Annotated in this window: 10 protein-coding genes; 7 read left to right on the plus strand and 3 right to left on the minus strand. The window is 62.2% G+C overall.

The window, feature by feature from the left end; all coding sequences use genetic code 11:
* The first annotated feature begins 81 nt into the window (after window positions 1-81).
* Together C7453_RS18650 and C7453_RS04205 are read left to right on the plus strand one after the other, a co-directional pair.
* On the plus strand, window positions 82-615 hold the full coding sequence (locus tag C7453_RS18650) for a P-loop NTPase family protein (RefSeq protein ID WP_141288666.1): 534 nt from the start codon (window positions 82-84) through the stop codon (window positions 613-615).
* A 161-nt stretch (window positions 616-776) separates the two neighbouring features.
* A complete protein-coding gene (locus C7453_RS04205; protein ID WP_141288668.1) occupies window positions 777-1,217 on the plus strand; it encodes a GIY-YIG nuclease family protein in 441 nt (146 codons plus the stop codon).
* A gap of 139 nt (window positions 1,218-1,356) precedes the next feature.
* Here C7453_RS04205 and C7453_RS04210 read toward each other — a convergent pair whose 3' ends face one another.
* The 3 genes from C7453_RS04210 to C7453_RS04220 form a co-directional block, all read right to left on the minus strand.
* A complete protein-coding gene (locus tag C7453_RS04210) occupies window positions 1,357-2,649 on the minus strand; it encodes an MFS transporter (RefSeq protein ID WP_371858452.1) in 1,293 nt (430 codons plus the stop codon).
* Window positions 2,650-2,796: 147 nt separating this feature from the next.
* On the minus strand, window positions 2,797-4,233 hold the full coding sequence (locus C7453_RS04215) for a carbohydrate porin (RefSeq protein WP_371858455.1): 1,437 nt from the start codon (window positions 4,231-4,233) through the stop codon (window positions 2,797-2,799).
* 427 nt (window positions 4,234-4,660) lie between these two features.
* Window positions 4,661-5,581 carry a LysR family transcriptional regulator gene (locus tag C7453_RS04220; protein ID WP_114726295.1) on the minus strand — a complete coding sequence of 307 codons (921 nt, stop codon included), beginning with the start codon at window positions 5,579-5,581 and terminating at the stop codon, window positions 4,661-4,663.
* 106 nt (window positions 5,582-5,687) lie between these two features.
* On the opposite strand from C7453_RS04220, the gene C7453_RS04225 reads away from it, so the two are divergent.
* The 5 genes from C7453_RS04225 (at window position 5,688) to C7453_RS04245 (ending at window position 14,396) form a co-directional block, all read left to right on the plus strand.
* Complete coding sequence (locus C7453_RS04225; protein ID WP_114726296.1) at window positions 5,688-6,746, plus strand: aromatic ring-hydroxylating oxygenase subunit alpha; 1,059 nt, start codon at window positions 5,688-5,690, stop codon at window positions 6,744-6,746.
* Window positions 6,747-6,821: 75 nt separating this feature from the next.
* A complete protein-coding gene (locus C7453_RS04230) occupies window positions 6,822-7,766 on the plus strand; it encodes a LysR family transcriptional regulator (RefSeq protein ID WP_114726297.1) in 945 nt (314 codons plus the stop codon).
* Window positions 7,767-7,951: 185 nt separating this feature from the next.
* A complete protein-coding gene (locus tag C7453_RS04235; RefSeq protein ID WP_245948774.1) occupies window positions 7,952-9,754 on the plus strand; it encodes an FUSC family protein in 1,803 nt (600 codons plus the stop codon).
* A 254-nt stretch (window positions 9,755-10,008) separates the two neighbouring features.
* Window positions 10,009-12,096 (plus strand): putative bifunctional diguanylate cyclase/phosphodiesterase, encoded by a 2,088-nt coding sequence (locus C7453_RS04240; RefSeq protein ID WP_114726298.1) that lies wholly within the window; start codon window positions 10,009-10,011, stop codon window positions 12,094-12,096.
* Window positions 12,093-14,396 carry a putative bifunctional diguanylate cyclase/phosphodiesterase gene (locus C7453_RS04245; protein WP_114726299.1) on the plus strand — a complete coding sequence of 768 codons (2,304 nt, stop codon included), beginning with the start codon at window positions 12,093-12,095 and terminating at the stop codon, window positions 14,394-14,396. The genes C7453_RS04240 and C7453_RS04245 overlap by 4 nt, the downstream gene beginning before the upstream one ends.

Raw genomic sequence — 14,396 nt, forward strand, 5'->3', positions numbered from 1 at the left:
TGACCGCTTGGTTGAATTCTACCCGGCCCGCTTTTGGAGAAAAGAGATAGAAGGCGGACTTCAAAAAGCGGAGCGACAACTGTGAGAAAAGCTTTTATTACAGATAGCCGGCGCACGCTGATCATCGGAAACGCTGGTTCTGGTAAGTCGTGGCTTGCTAAACAGCTTGCCGTGCTCACATCAGCAGATCATATTGAACTCGACGAACTGCATTGGGAGCCGGGTGGATTTAATAAACGTCGCGCCCGAGATGATGCGATAAGCGGAGTTCGCATTGCTGCCAGAAAAGACACTTGGATTATAGAAGGCGTTTTCGGTTGGTTAGCGAAAGAGGCAGTTTCAGAGGCAACACTTCTCCTATGGCTCGTAATCCCGGAGGATGAATGCGTTGCCAATCTCAGAGATCGAAAAATTAAGAGCGGCGAGGATGATGCTTCCGGAACTGCTTTAATCGACTGGTGTAGGCAATATCGGCTGAGAACAAACGCGAATTCGTATTTAGGCCATGAGGCCATTTATCAAGGATTCGGTAGTCAAAAGAAATTAATTCAGAGTCGGGGGGACATGGGGAACCTCATATTGTCTTTTGAAAAGGCAATATTGCGCTCGGAATGACTGATTGGAAGGCGAAATATTTCCAGTTTTTCTACCTTTTTTAACGGTCAATCAATGTTTGGGTCGTTGATACAGAAAACCTGAGAGTTTGTGGCGCGGACGATCTACCGAACACTGATAATGTCCTTTATCAGGGGTATAAAGGGCCTTAAGGTCGCTCGATGAATAAAGCTTTTTCATCTTGCTTATCAGGAAGTGTCGACCAGCTTCTCGCTGGCGGCTTTGTGCACATCGGAGTGTGGCAGGCCGGTCAGAGTGGGTTGATAGCATTCCTGGGGATTAAGCCTGTTCCACGCAGGCCGGGCGTTTACGCGTATGCTGTCGGACATGAAGTTCTTTATGTCGGTTCGGCGCAGCGTGGTCTGCACAGGCGGTTTCGGCATTATGAAAATTCAAAAAACCTGCGAACAGCCAGTCGTATCCGCGAGGCGCTTCTGGAAAGACTCTCGCACGGCACAGTCGTCGATGTTTATGTGATTGTACCTGAGGATCACCTCACGCTGAATGACATATTGCCCGTAGATCCTGTCGCCGGTTTAGAAGAAGGGCTGATCCGGGCACTCAAGCCGAAGTGGAACCTTCGTGGAAGCGGAGCCGGATAACGTTGGTGTACCGCTCCGGGATTCACGGAGACTCTTCCTCGCACGCCATGAGTCACGTCCGCTTCGAGGAAGCATAAGGCTGCGCTCAGCCGTCTCAAATGAGGTGGAAGCCGATCTTTTTCCAAACGATTGGCGCTCCTTATTGAATAGGGTGGTAGCGGCCGTATAGACGGGCGTTGAGCAGGATCAGGGTCAGGACGACGAGGGTGGCGGTGCCGACCGTCAGTATCATGGCGGGGGCGAGGCCGGTGCCGAACCAGGAGGCGAGGCCGGTTTGCAGGAGGGCGTTGCTGGCGGCGATCAGGTTGCCGCACTGGTAGGCAAGGCCGGGGAAGGTGGCGCGAACCGAGGCGGGGGAGAGTTCGCTGAGATAGGCCGGGACGACGCCCCAGGCGCCCTGGATGCAGAACTGGACGCAGACGGCCCCGAAGGCGAGCCAGAAGGGGGAGTGGGACAAGGCCCACAAGGGCAGGCAGGGCAGGGTGAGGAGGGCGGCCAGGGCGATGCTGTATTGACGGCTGATCTTCTGCGACAGCACGCCGAAGAACAGGCCGCCAGCGATGGCGGCGATGTTGTAGAGCACCACGATCAGCGTGATGGACGGGTGGGACAGGTGGCGTTCCAGACCGAGGAAAACCTTGGGGTAGAGATCCTGCGAACCGTGGCTCATGAAATTGAAGGCAGCCATCAGGGTGATTGCGAAGACGCACAAGGCCGCATTGTTGCGGATGATGAACCATAGGCCTGGGGCTTTGGTGGTGCCGGCGCTGGTGCCCGTGCTCTGGTCGTGCTGGTGGCTCAGCCATTCGGGGCTTTCGGGGACGCGCAGCCAGATATAGACCGCCGCCAGCAAGGCGCTGCCGCCGAGGATGAACAGGCCGCGCCAGCCGATGAAGGGCAGCAGCAGGAAGACCAGCGACGCCAGCAGGTAGCCGCCGGGGTAGCCAGCCTGGAGGAGGCCCGAGGCGGTGCCGCGCCATGAGGGGGGAATGCTCTCCATGATCAGCGATGTGCCCACGCCCCATTCTCCGCCCAGCGCAATGCCGAAAAGGGTGCGCAGCAGCAGGAAGACGGCGAGGTTGGGGGCGAAGGCGGACAAGATCTCGATCGCGGAATAAACGACGATGGTGGTGATCATGACCGGCTTGCGCCCGTACCGATCCGCCGCGTGGCCGCACAGGAAGGCGCCGATCGGGCGCGTGAGGAGCGTGAGCGTGGGCGCCAGCAGGAGGCTTTGCAGGGAGACGTGGAAACTGCGGGCGACATCGTCGAGCGTGAACAGCACGATGAAGAAATCGCAGGCATCCAGCAGCCAGGCTAGCAGCGAAGCCAGGACGACATGCCGGGCCGTTGCCACGTCGTAGGTCCGGGACTGTTCCGTTATCGTCGCTGGTGTCGCCCGTGTCGCTGGTGCGGCGGCCATGTCATTCATGCCTGTTTCCATCCCTTGCGCGCTTGTCTGTTCCGGATCGTTTTGCCCGCCCGTCCGTAGTGAGCACCGGTGGGACCAAGATGCGCTTAATTTTAATTTTACCGGGACCAGCGATCATATTCTGGCGATTGTCCCGGCGTGGCGGTGTCAAAGGTTGGCGATCAGCTTGATGCCGACCAGTGTTGCGTTGGGAATGACCGAGGTTTCTCCTGGACGCATCATGTATTCGAATTCGGGATAGAGGATCAGGCCCGGCAGCACGGGCATGCTGTAATAGGCCTCCAGCACCGCCGAATGGGTCTGCGGGCCCGTGATGTATGGCCCGAGCGGCAGGCCCGCCGCCTGCCGCAGTCGCTGGCCGTACGCCAGGCGGGGGCTCATCTGGTAATAGGAATACATCACGCCGAGCCGGTCGAAGGGGCGGCCGGGCAGGAGCCCGAGAAGCGAGGTGCCGAAATAGAATTCGTCGGCGAAGGTGGAGATGCTTGGCGTGTTGTGGATGTAGCCCGCCATCAGGTAGCCGCCGGACATCTGGCTCGTGCCGTGCGTGCGGTAGATCATCTGGTCCGCTTCGATATAGAATGTGTCGCGTGGTTTTTCGGCGTGCGGGTGGATCGCGTCCCGATACGCTGCCGGTACCGTGCCGATCATGTCCGGATAGGGCGAGGTATCGTGCCCGTAGCCGAATTTGTAGTGCCCGACGAGTTTACGCGGACCGAAGAACGGCTCCCAGGTCAGTTCCACCGGGGTCTGGATGCCGGTCGTGGTTTCGCTGGCCCAGGCCCAGCCGGTGTTGTCCTGGGGCTTTGGCGCGATCTTGTAGATGCCGGTGCGCAAGGTCAGGTCGCGTAGCGGGCGGAAACGCAGCGTGCTGCCCCAGGATGTCTTGGGATAGACGCTCCAGCCCGGTGGTTCGCGGATCGCCATCGGGGCGGAGCATTGCATCATGAACGTACACAGCAGCGCCGAGGTGCCGTAGGTGTGGGTCAGCGCGATGCGGCCGATATTGATGTTGAGCCGGTCGCCAAGAAACGATTTTTCGGCGTATAGATCGGCGAGGCGTGCGGCGGCGGGGCCGTGGATGCTCCAGAGTTCGGTGAGCAGTACGTTGCGCTCGCCTACATGGTCCCAGCCGACCTGGCGGCCTTCGCGATTCATGATCAGTCCGTGGACGTACCATCCGGTCAGCCCCAGCAACCGGCCCAGGTCGAACAGCATCGTCACGCGCAGGTCGTGGACATAATCCATGCCTCGGGACAGGCCGCCGTCGATGTTGGCCATGCCCTCGGCCTTGTAGATCATGTCGAAGGTGAAGCCGCGCCGGCTCAGCCATTGGCGCCAGGGGCGGGCCTGTGAAATCAGATTGCCCGATGACCGGTCGATTGCGAAATAATCGGCGCTTGGGTCGCCGGCGCGCAGGGCATCGTCATGCGGCGGCAGGAGGCCGGAGAGACTTTCTCCGTCGAAGAGAGGAGAAAGCTTGTCCTCGGCGAGCGGGCGCTTCTGTTTCACCGGTGCGGTTGTCGCTGCCGGCTTGCCGGTGGCCGCGAGACTGGTGTGCACGGTTATGCAGGCCATGGCCATGAACAGCGCCAGGGCGAAGATCGTCCAGTCATCGATCAGGACCCATGTGTTGTCATACGGCCTGTTTCGGCACGGGTGGGAAACTGGATGTCCCATGCACCGTTTTTCTGCCGGGCGAAGGGGCATGTGACACGAGAAAGCCATCGCGAGAAGCATGGTATCGTTAGCCGATTCTTTGTTATTATTTCTGGGATGCGTTGAAGCATCGCCTCTGGCGTCATTCTCAGCATTCTCGTGCGGAGAGAACAATATATGCTTCTATGAATATATATTATAGTTTATTTGTATGTATTTCTGGAAATTTAGAAAATACTTGGTGAACCATTGGTTTGCGAGATCGGGCCGAGCATGTTTCACCCGTTCGTGACGGGGTGTCTTCACCAAGAGGTGACTTCAGTCTTTGGTGTTATAACGAAAATTGACGGCTTTATCTTGCATGTTCCATGTTCGCTAGATCGGTTAGTTCGTGATCGAGAATGTCGGCAACCAGCAGGGCGGCGGCGGACAGATGCCGGCCGCGATCATGGACCAGTGACAGGGCCAGCGGGTGAACGGACGCATGGGCCAGCGGCGTGAAGCACAGCAGGCCGTGGGCGACTTCCTCCATCACATCCAGCGCGCTCAGCAGGCTGATGCCGGTGCCGGCGGCGACCAGCGATTTGATCAGTTGGACATTGTTACTGGTCGTCGCCATGCGTGCGGTGACCGCGCAATCGGTTTCGAGGCGGGTGAAGATTGCCGCTATGGCGAGGGGAGCGGCCGGGACGATCGTCGGTTCGTCGGCGCAGGCGGAAAAGCGTACGGAGGCCAGTTGCGACAGCCCGTGTCCGGGCGGTGAGACGAACCCCAGCGGAAACTGGGCCGTGTTCCTGACATGCAGGCTGCGGATACCCGTGGGATCGAGCATCAGGGCCAGGTCGGCGCTGCCGTCATCCAGCAGGCTCGCGATCTCGGTATTGTCGTGAATGCGGAGATTCAGGACGATGCCGGGATGGGTCTGCCGCAGCCGGGCAATGAGGCTGGTCAGGAAGGAGCGCGTCAGCGCCTCCGGCGCCACCAGGGTGACCTGACCGCGACGCAAGCCTTTGAGATCGTCGATCTGCCGGGCGACATCCGCGAAATCGCGGTGCCAGCGTCGGGCGTGGGCGTGCAGGATCTCGCCGGCGGCCGTCAGGCGCATGCCGGTGGGCAGGCGTTCGAACAGGGGGGCACCGAGTGCTTTCTCACCTTGCAGGAGTTGCCGGTCGATCGCCGAGGCGGCGATGCGCAATTCCTCGGACGCGCGGCGGATCGAGCCGTGCCGGGCGACCGCCAGAAAATAGAGCAGAAACCGCGAGAAAGCCGGCATGACGAGGGTGCTCTTATTTTGCGAACGGGAAAGATGAAATTCTGATATATACGCGAATGAACCAGCTATGAAACCATGGGGACCGACCCGTATGCCAGGAGGCCCCATGTCCGTCGTTTCCCAGAGCCCTGCCCCGGCCCCGGCCGGGAGAGCGTTGCCGCGTGACTGCACCTTCCTGCCCGAGGATTGGCGGCTGCTGGCACGCAACTGGTATCCGGTGGCGCTGGGGCGGGAGTTGGGGAGTGCGCCGCTGGGGGTGACGCTGCTGGATACGCCGCTGGTTTTGTATCGGGCGGGCGAGGCCATTGTGGTGGCGGATAATCTGTGCCCGCATCGCGGGGTGCCGCTGAGCATGGGCAAGGGCGACGGCCAGACCATCGCCTGCGCCTATCATGGGCTCGTTTTCGGTGCCGAGGGCCGGTGCAGGCATGTTCCCGCCAATCCGGACAATAATATCCCGCCCCGGCTGCATCTGCGGACCTATCCGGCGGTCGAGCGCTATGGGCTGATCTGGACCTGTCTGGACCCCGAAGGCGAACCCGCCATTCCGCCGATGCCGCATTGGGACGAGCCGGCTTTCCAGCGGATCACCTGCCCCTGGATCGACATCGCGGGGTTTGCCGGCCGACAAGTGGAGGGGTTCATCGATGTGGCGCATTTCGCCTTCGTCCACACCGAAACCTTCGCCGATCCGAATAATGCGGTCGTGCCGCCTTATATGCCGACCCCGACGCCGACCGGCTTTGAGGCCGAGTACCGGAGCAGCGTCGGCAATTATCCGATCGGGGTGTCGGATCGGGGGCGGCCGGGGTTTGAGTGGCTGCGTCATTTCCGCGTGCATGTGCCCTTTACCGCCACGCTGGAGATTCATTTCCCCGATGAGGGGCGGCTGGTGATCATGAATGCGGCCTCGCCGGTTTCGGCGCGGAAGACCCGGATGTTTGCGCCGATCTGCCGCAATTTCGACCGGGATCTGCCGGTCGAGGATGTGTATGCGTTCAATCGCCGGGTCTTTGAGGAGGATCGTGCCATCGTCGAGGCCCAGAAGCCGGAGAACCTGCCGCTGGACCCCACGCTGGAAGCGCATGTGATGGCCGATCGGAGTTCCATCGCCTATCGGCGGGCGTTGCGGGCGCGGGGGTTCAGCAGTTTCTTTACGGCATGAGGGTGGTGGGGCTTGTCGGCACCGGCGTCTTCGGCAAGGAGAACAGGACGTTCCGCAAAGTGAAGGAAGGGCGTCTTGTTCCTCCGGCAGTTGACCTATCTCGTGGCGCTCGATCGGTTTCGCCATTTTTCGCGCGCGGCGGAACATTGTGGCGTGTCGCAGCCCGCGCTTTCGGCGGCGATCCGGCAGTTGGAGCATGAACTGGGTGTGACCATCGTTCGCCGTCGGCAGCGGGTGCTGGGGCTGACGCCGGAGGGCGAGCGGGTGCTGGCCTGGGCGCGGCAGAGCCTCGCCGCGCTGGACGGGTTGCGGCAGGAAGCCGGGTTTGCGCATGAGGAGGCCGGCGGTAGTCTGGCCATCGGCATCATGCCACCGGCCCAGCAACTGGCGCCGCTGCTGATGGAAAGCCTGCGGGCCGCGATACCGGCGCTGCATCTGGAACTGACCGTTGCCGCGCATGGCGACATCCTGCGTGGGCTATCCGAGCAGCGGTTCGGCCTGGGGATCGTCTATCTCGACCGGTTGCCGGCCGGGGGGACGTTCGAGGCCCATGCGCTTTATGTGGAGCAGCATGTGCTGGTGGGCGGACCAGGTATTGTGATGCCGGGTCGCGTGCGCTGTGCTTGGGGTGATGCGGCCGGGTTGCCGCTATGCCTGCTGGACCGTTCGATGCGTAGCCGGCAGATCGTCGATCGCGGCTTCGCGGAGGCGGGGGTTGTGCCCGATGTGCGCTTCGAGACGAATGCGCTCGACCTTCTGCATGCGGAACTTCGGGCGGGGCGCCTGGCCTCGGTCCTGCCGGTGGCGGCTTTGCCGCCGCGCACGGATGGCATCCCGCTTCAGATCCGGCGGCTCGATCCGTCGTTGACGCCGGCGGTCGGGCTGGTGCGGGTGCGGCAGCCGATGACCAGCGCACTGATGGCGCGGTGCTGGCATGTGGCGTCCAGCCTTGTGCTGACGGATGTGCTGACGATGGAGGAAAGGCGTTCTTTTTTGAAAAAAAGAACCAAAAAACTTTGATTCGTTTGGGAGTTTTTTTGCTGGGGCGCGTGAGGGTTCTGAACGGACAGAGGCTTTTTTGCTTCTTTTTTGGAAGACAGAAGAAGAGAGTCTTGGCTTCATAAGCGTGCTTTATGATTTGATCATGAAAATCACTTGGACGCCGCGTGTGCCCACGCTCACTGTCCGCCGCCGAAAGCGGGGGAGTGAAGACGGCTGTGAGCGCGGAGCGGTGGAACTGGCTGTTCGCGCCTGCGCGGGCCGATCTGGGGTTCGCGGTCCGGACCGCGTGCGCCGCCATCCTGTCGTTGCTGATTGCGATGTGGATGGAACTGGGCAGCCCGCAATGGGCGCCGCTGACCGTCTGGACCGTGGCGACGGCCTCGCGCGGGGAGTCGTTTTCCAAGGCACGGTGGCGTCTGGCCGGGACGGTCGTGGGGTGCGGCGTGGGGGTGGCGCTGATCGCCGCCTTTCCGCAGGAGACGGGGCTGTTCTTTCTCTGCCTCGCCCTGTGGACTGGGTTGTGCTGCGGGCTGGCCACGGCTTTTGACGGGTACCGGAGCTACGGCTTTCTGGTTGCCAGCTTTACGGCCGCCATCGTTGCCACGGATGGTATCGCCTCGCCTGACGATGCGTTCTTCATCGCGATGGCGCGGGGGACGTATATCGCGCTCGGTATTCTCTGCGAGGCTGTGCTGGCCATGCTGTTTTCGCCCGGCATGCGCGAGCGGGCGCGGGGGGCATTGCTGGCGCGGTTGCGCGGCGTGTCCGCCATGGCGCGGCAGAGGCTGGAGAACTGGCATGCGGCCGAGCCCGGCCCGGCGACCGAAAGCGCCCTGCTGGCGGACATCATGGCGGCATCGGCGCGGATCGAATTCGATGTGCTGGAGATGGGGCCGGCGGCCGGGCGCGTCGCAGACCACGCCCGCGCGGCGGTGGCCGACCTGCTGGCGGGCTTGGCGCGAATCCGCGCGGGGGCGCCCTGGGCCTCCGTGCTGCGGATGCTGGATGGCGGGGAACAGCATATCGAGGCCATAGCCGCGCCGCGCCGCGGGGATCGCTTTCGGTTTCGCAGCCGTTCGGTACGGCAGGCGACGCAGGGGCTGAGGAATGGCGCGCGGGTGGCGGCGGGCGTGCTGGCTGCGTCGGTCATCTGGTATGTGACGGCGTGGCCATCGGGGATCGGGTTCATCGCATATGTCGTGCTGGTCTATGGACTGCTGGCGACGCGGGAGGTGCCGGTACTGGCTTCGGCGGCCTTTGGCCGAGGGGCGATGTGGTGTGCGATCGTCGCCGCTGTCTATGTGCTGCTGATCATGCCGATGGTGACGGCGCCGGAAATGCTGGCCTTCTGCCTGCTGGTGCCGATGGTGGTCGGCGGGCTGGCCGCGCGGACGCCGCGGCTGGTGAACCACGCCTTTTCCTTCAACATGTTTCTGCCGGTCCTGATCGGGCCGTCCAATGCCGGCCGGTATGACGAAAGCGCCTTCCTGAACGGGACGATGGCTTTTCTGGCGGCGGTGTTTTTTGCCGGGGCGATGTTCCGGCTCGTGCTGCCCTTTCGGCCCGACGAGCATCTGCGGCGCACCATCGGCTGGGCGGAACGGCGGTTGCCGGGCCTGGCGACGGGGCGGAGGGTGCCTTCGGCGCGCGCCTGGCTGATGACGAACGCGGATAGCATGGTTCGCGCCGTCCGTACCGGGCGCGGTGTGCCCCAGGAGCGGCTTTTCGCCTATTTCGCGGCGCATATGGCCGTCATGGTGCAGGGCCTGTGCGTGATCGAGATTCGCGAGGCCATGGCGGGCGGCGCGCTTCCGATGCCTGTTGCCCGGCGACTGGCGGCGTTTCTGCGCGTATGGACGCGCAACCCGGCACGGGCGGCAGCTCTTGTGCCCGCGCTGCTGCGCCGGGCGGACATGCAGGCTCCGGCCGGGGAAGACCTGGCGACCGCGCTCAGGGCCATCATGCTGCATGACCGAAGCGAAACCGGGCGCGTCAGCGGCAGGTGAGGGTGCCGTTTGGGCGTCTTGCGGGCGTGCCTGGATGCGTGGCCGAGCCCTGAACGGCCATCTGCCGCGGAAGTGGGCGCCTGTGGCCCGATAGTCGGATTCTGATTGAAAATGCGCTCTGCCATGACTGGTGGTGGTCGGGATATGTCCGAATTCAGTATCAGTGGAACTGGATAAGGCCTTGAAGAATATTTCTTCAGTGATATTAGACGGAAAAATGGCGCTTTTTTTCATTTGAAGAAAGACATGTTTCGGTGAGTTCTGTATTCGCCTGCATCCTTCGTGAGCATGATCTTTGGATCGTGCTGGTCGCAGCGCTTCTCTGCGGCGTGGGGGCGTGGGTGACGGCGCGCCTGTTCCGCAGGGCCATGCAGACGAACGGGTCGCAGCGGATCGGGTGGTATGTGCTGACCGCCCTGGCGACCGGTGTGGCCATCTGGTGCACGCACTTCATCGCGATGATGGGGTTCCGGTCAGGGACGACTGTTACGTTCGATCCGTTCCTGACCCTGCTCTCGCTGTTCATCTGCATTGTCGGGAGCGTTCTTGGGTTCGTTGCCGCCGGCAGCAAGGTCATCAGATGGCCTTCCTTGGTGGGCGGCGGGCTGCTGGGGCTTTCGATTGCGGCCATGCATTACGTCGGCATGATGGCCTATCATGTCCATGGGCAGGTCCATTGGGATCTGACCTATGTGGTCGGGTCGGGTATACTCGGTCCGCTTCTGGCCATGACGGCCCTGAACATGGCGCTGAAGGGCACGGCAAAGAGCACCAATGCCATGGCGGCCCTGTTCGCCGCCGCCATTCTGTCGGTGCATTTTCTGGGCATGACGGCCTTTCATGTCGTCTCGGGTGGCGATGGCATGGTGCCTTCCCATTCCGAAGCCCTGAAAACCATGATCATGGCGGTGATCGGCATGAGCCTGATCATCCTGGTGATGGGGATGGTCAGCTACCTGATCGACGACAGCACTCGGGCCGAGACCGTCGAACGATTGCGGCGCATGGCGTTGAACGATGCGCTGACCGGCCTGCCGAACCGGGCGAATTTCAATGATCGGCTGGATTTCGAAATCGCGCTGGCGGCGCAGCGTGGGGGGCGGCTGGCCCTGATCGGCATTGATCTGGATCGTTTCAAGGACATCAACGATCTGCGGGGGCATTCGGCTGGCGATGAGGTGCTGCGCGTGCTTGGCCAGCGCATGAAGGCCATGCAGCAGGGTGAGCAGGGCCGGTTCATCGCCCGTACCGGTGGAGACGAGTTCACGGCATTGTACCGCATCGGTGTCTCCGGCGATGTCACCGGGTTCGTCTCCCGGATCGAGCAGGCCCTTTCGGATCCGATCGCGTTTGAAAATCTTGAAATCACGTCCGGGGGCAGCCTGGGGGTCGCGATCTTTCCCGATGATGCCGTCGACAGGGAAAACCTGGTCAATTGCGCGGATCTGGCGATGTATCGCGCCAAATCGAATCCGTTGCAGCGGGTCTGTTTCTACGAAGCCGGCATGGATGAACGGATCCGCGAACGTCGTGCGCTGGCCGCGGATCTGCGTGATGCGATCAGCCAGAACCAGCTTATGTTGCATTATCAGGTCCAGACCATCGTATCGACTGGCAGCATTCGTGGCTTCGAGGCCCTGCTGCGCTGGAAACACCCGAAATTGGGCCAGATCCCCCCCAGTGAGTTTATTCCGCTGGCCGAGGAGAGCGGGCTGATCCTGCCGATCGGGGAATGGGTGCTGTGCACGGCGTGCCGCGAAGCGGTGACGTGGGACCCGCCTTATACGATTGCCGTCAATCTCTCGGCCGTGCAGTTCATCAACGCCGACCTGCCGGCGATGGTCCGGAAAGTTCTGGCCGAGACGGGGTTGGCCCCGGAACGGCTGGAACTGGAACTGACGGAATCAACTATCTTCGCCGATCGTGAACGCTCGCTGGAGATGCTGCGCCAGATCCGGGCGTTGAAGGTGAGCATTGCCCTGGATGATTTCGGCACCGGCTATTCGTCGCTGGATACCCTGCGATCGTTCACCTTCGACCGGATCAAGATCGACCGGTCCTTCTTCAGTGCCACGGCGGCGACGACCCAGACGACAGCCATCATCCGGGCCGTTCTGGCGTTGGGGAAGAGCTTCGGCATTCCAGTGATGGCGGAGGGAATCGAAACCTACGACCAGCTTTCGATGCTGAATGCCGAAGGCTGCGAGGAAGCGCAGGGATTTCTCCTCGGACATCCCGTCACGGTGGATGACATCGTTCGCAAGGGGCAGATCGCGCGGCTGCATGGCGGCCCGGATGGAGCAGGTGCAGTGGATACGACGCAGGCAGAGAGCGCGGCATGAAGAGTCTCAACTGGCCTTTCGGCCGTGAAGACTGGTTTGGCACAGGCGAGGTTGAAAGCTCTGAACTGGCGGTGGCCAGGTACCACCGCTGCGCCCAGACCCTGCCGACGATGTATGTCATCCTGATGGTCAACGCGTGGCTGCTCGGCGCCGTTTTTGCCCGACAGGCACCCGGCTGGCTTTCGCTCTTGTGCCCTGCGCTGGGTACCTTGTTCTGTGTTGTGAGGATGCGCGCGTGGCTGCAGGCGCGAAAGGCGGATCCGACGCTTGATCAGGTTCTGGCGGCGCTGGCCAATACCAGCCGTCTTTCCATCGGGTTGGTCATCATCCAGGCGGGATGGGCGTTTGCCCTTTATTTCTACGGTGACGAGGCGACACGGTCCTTTCTCTTCTTCTTTATCGCCACCACCACGCTGGCCGTCATATACTGCCTTGCCCATTTGCGGGTCGCGGCGATCCGGCTGGCGATCATCGCCAACGTGACGCTGTTTATTCTTTGCCTGGTCAGCGGGACATCGATTCATCTGGCGGCGGCCATGAGCCTGCTTGTCGATTCGATCGGTGGCCTTGGCGTGCTGACCAGTACTTATCGCGATTTTTCAAAAACCGTGAATGCGCGGGCGGAGGAGCAGCGGCGGGCGAAGGAACAGGAACTGCTACTGCGGATGATCGACAACATGCCCGTGGCGGTGATGACGGTGGAGCCGCAGACTTATATCATCAACTATGCCAACCAGATGTCCAAGGCGCTGATCCGCAGCATCGAACATCTGTTGCCGATCCGCGCCGATGACCTGATCGGTACCTCCATCGACGTGTTCCACCGCTCGCCGGCCCATCAGCGCGGAATCCTCGCCGACCCGAACAACCTGCCGCACAATGCGCGCATCCGCCTGGGCGACGAGGTTCTGGACCTGAAGATTTCCGCCATCACCGCCATGGACGGTCATTATATGGCGCCCATGCTGACCTGGGCGCTGGTGACCAAGGAAGTGGAGGCGGAAAATCGCATCCGGTATCTGGCGCATTACGATGCGTTGACCGAATTGCCCAATCGGATCACGTTCCGCAGGGAACTCGAAGATCGTCTGGCCACGCCCGGCAATCGCGTGGGGCTGCTCTATGTCGATCTGGACGGCTTCAAGCTGGTTAACGACACGCGCGGGCACCAGATCGGCGATGCCCTGCTTCAGCAGGTAGCGGCGAGGCTGAAAATGGTCTGCAATGGTCCTGCCGTCACGCTGACCCGTCTCGGGGGAGACGAGTTTGCCGTGCTGCTGCCCCATGATTCCCGCCAGCAGGCGCTGTTGCTGGCCGACCTGATCGTTACGGCGCTCGGCGCGCCCTTCGATCTGGATTACGATCGGACGATCCGGATTGGGGCCTCGGTCGGCGTTGCGTTGGCGCCGGAACATGGTGGGGAACCCGATATCCTGCTGTCGCGCGCCGACATGGCGCTATATGCCGCCAAGGAAGCCGGGAGGGGGACCGCCAGGCTGTTTTCGCCCGATCTGGAGAAGCAGGTGCAGGAGCGCGTGCGCCTGGAGGAGGAACTGCGATCGGCCCTGGCGAGCGGGGATGGGTTGTTCGTGTTCTACCAACCGATCGTCGATATTCCGTCCGGGCGTGTGACGTCGCGCGAGGCCCTGGCACGCTGGCATCATCCTGAGCAGGGCTGGGTTTCTCCCGGCCGGTTCGTGCCGGTGGCCGAGCAGTGCGGTCTGATCGACCAACTGGGCGCGTTCATCCTGGACCGGGCCTGCCGGAGTGCCGCGCAATGGGCGGACGAGGCGCATGTGGCCGTCAACGTGTCTGCCATGCAGTTGGGCAAGGGAACGCTGGTCGATCTCGTCTCGGCGACTCTTTCCGCTTCGGGCCTGCCGGCGGAGCGGCTGGAGATCGAGGTGACCGAGACGGCGCTGTTGAGCGACGAGCATCGCGGCATCCAGGAGTTGCTGTCGCTACGTGAGATGGGGGTGCGGATTTCGCTGGACGATTTCGGGACCGGCTATTCGTCGCTGGCCCATTTGCGGACATTCGCGTTCGACAAGATCAAGATCGATGGCTCGTTCGTGCGGGATGCGCTGGAACGCCCGGAATGTGCCGCCGTGGTACGGGCCATCGCCGATCTGGGCCAGCGCCTGGGGGTGCGGATCGTCGCCGAAGGGGTCGAGACCGAGGACCAGCTTGAGCTGGTGCGTGCGGAAGGATGCCGGGAAGTGCAGGGCTATCTTTACGGACGGCCGGCTCCGGGAGAGGCGGATGCGTTGTTGATCGCCGGGCTCGACAGCCGGCGGTGA

Origin of the sequence: Gluconacetobacter liquefaciens, from assembly GCF_003350405.1 — a bacterium.
GTDB lineage: Bacteria > Pseudomonadota > Alphaproteobacteria > Acetobacterales > Acetobacteraceae > Gluconacetobacter > Gluconacetobacter liquefaciens.

Coding starts and splice junctions, on each gene's coding strand:
- C7453_RS04205 (WP_141288668.1), top strand. CDS start 777: ATGAATAAAGCTTTTTCATCTTGCTTATCAGGAAGTGTCGACCAGCTT.
- C7453_RS04210 (WP_371858452.1), bottom strand. CDS start 2,649: ATGAATGACATGGCCGCCGCACCAGCGACACGGGCGACACCAGCGACG.
- C7453_RS04215 (WP_371858455.1), bottom strand. CDS start 4,233: ATGGCCATGGCCTGCATAACCGTGCACACCAGTCTCGCGGCCACCGGC.
- C7453_RS04220 (WP_114726295.1), bottom strand. CDS start 5,581: ATGCCGGCTTTCTCGCGGTTTCTGCTCTATTTTCTGGCGGTCGCCCGG.
- C7453_RS04225 (WP_114726296.1), top strand. CDS start 5,688: ATGTCCGTCGTTTCCCAGAGCCCTGCCCCGGCCCCGGCCGGGAGAGCG.
- C7453_RS04245 (WP_114726299.1), top strand. CDS start 12,093: ATGAAGAGTCTCAACTGGCCTTTCGGCCGTGAAGACTGGTTTGGCACA.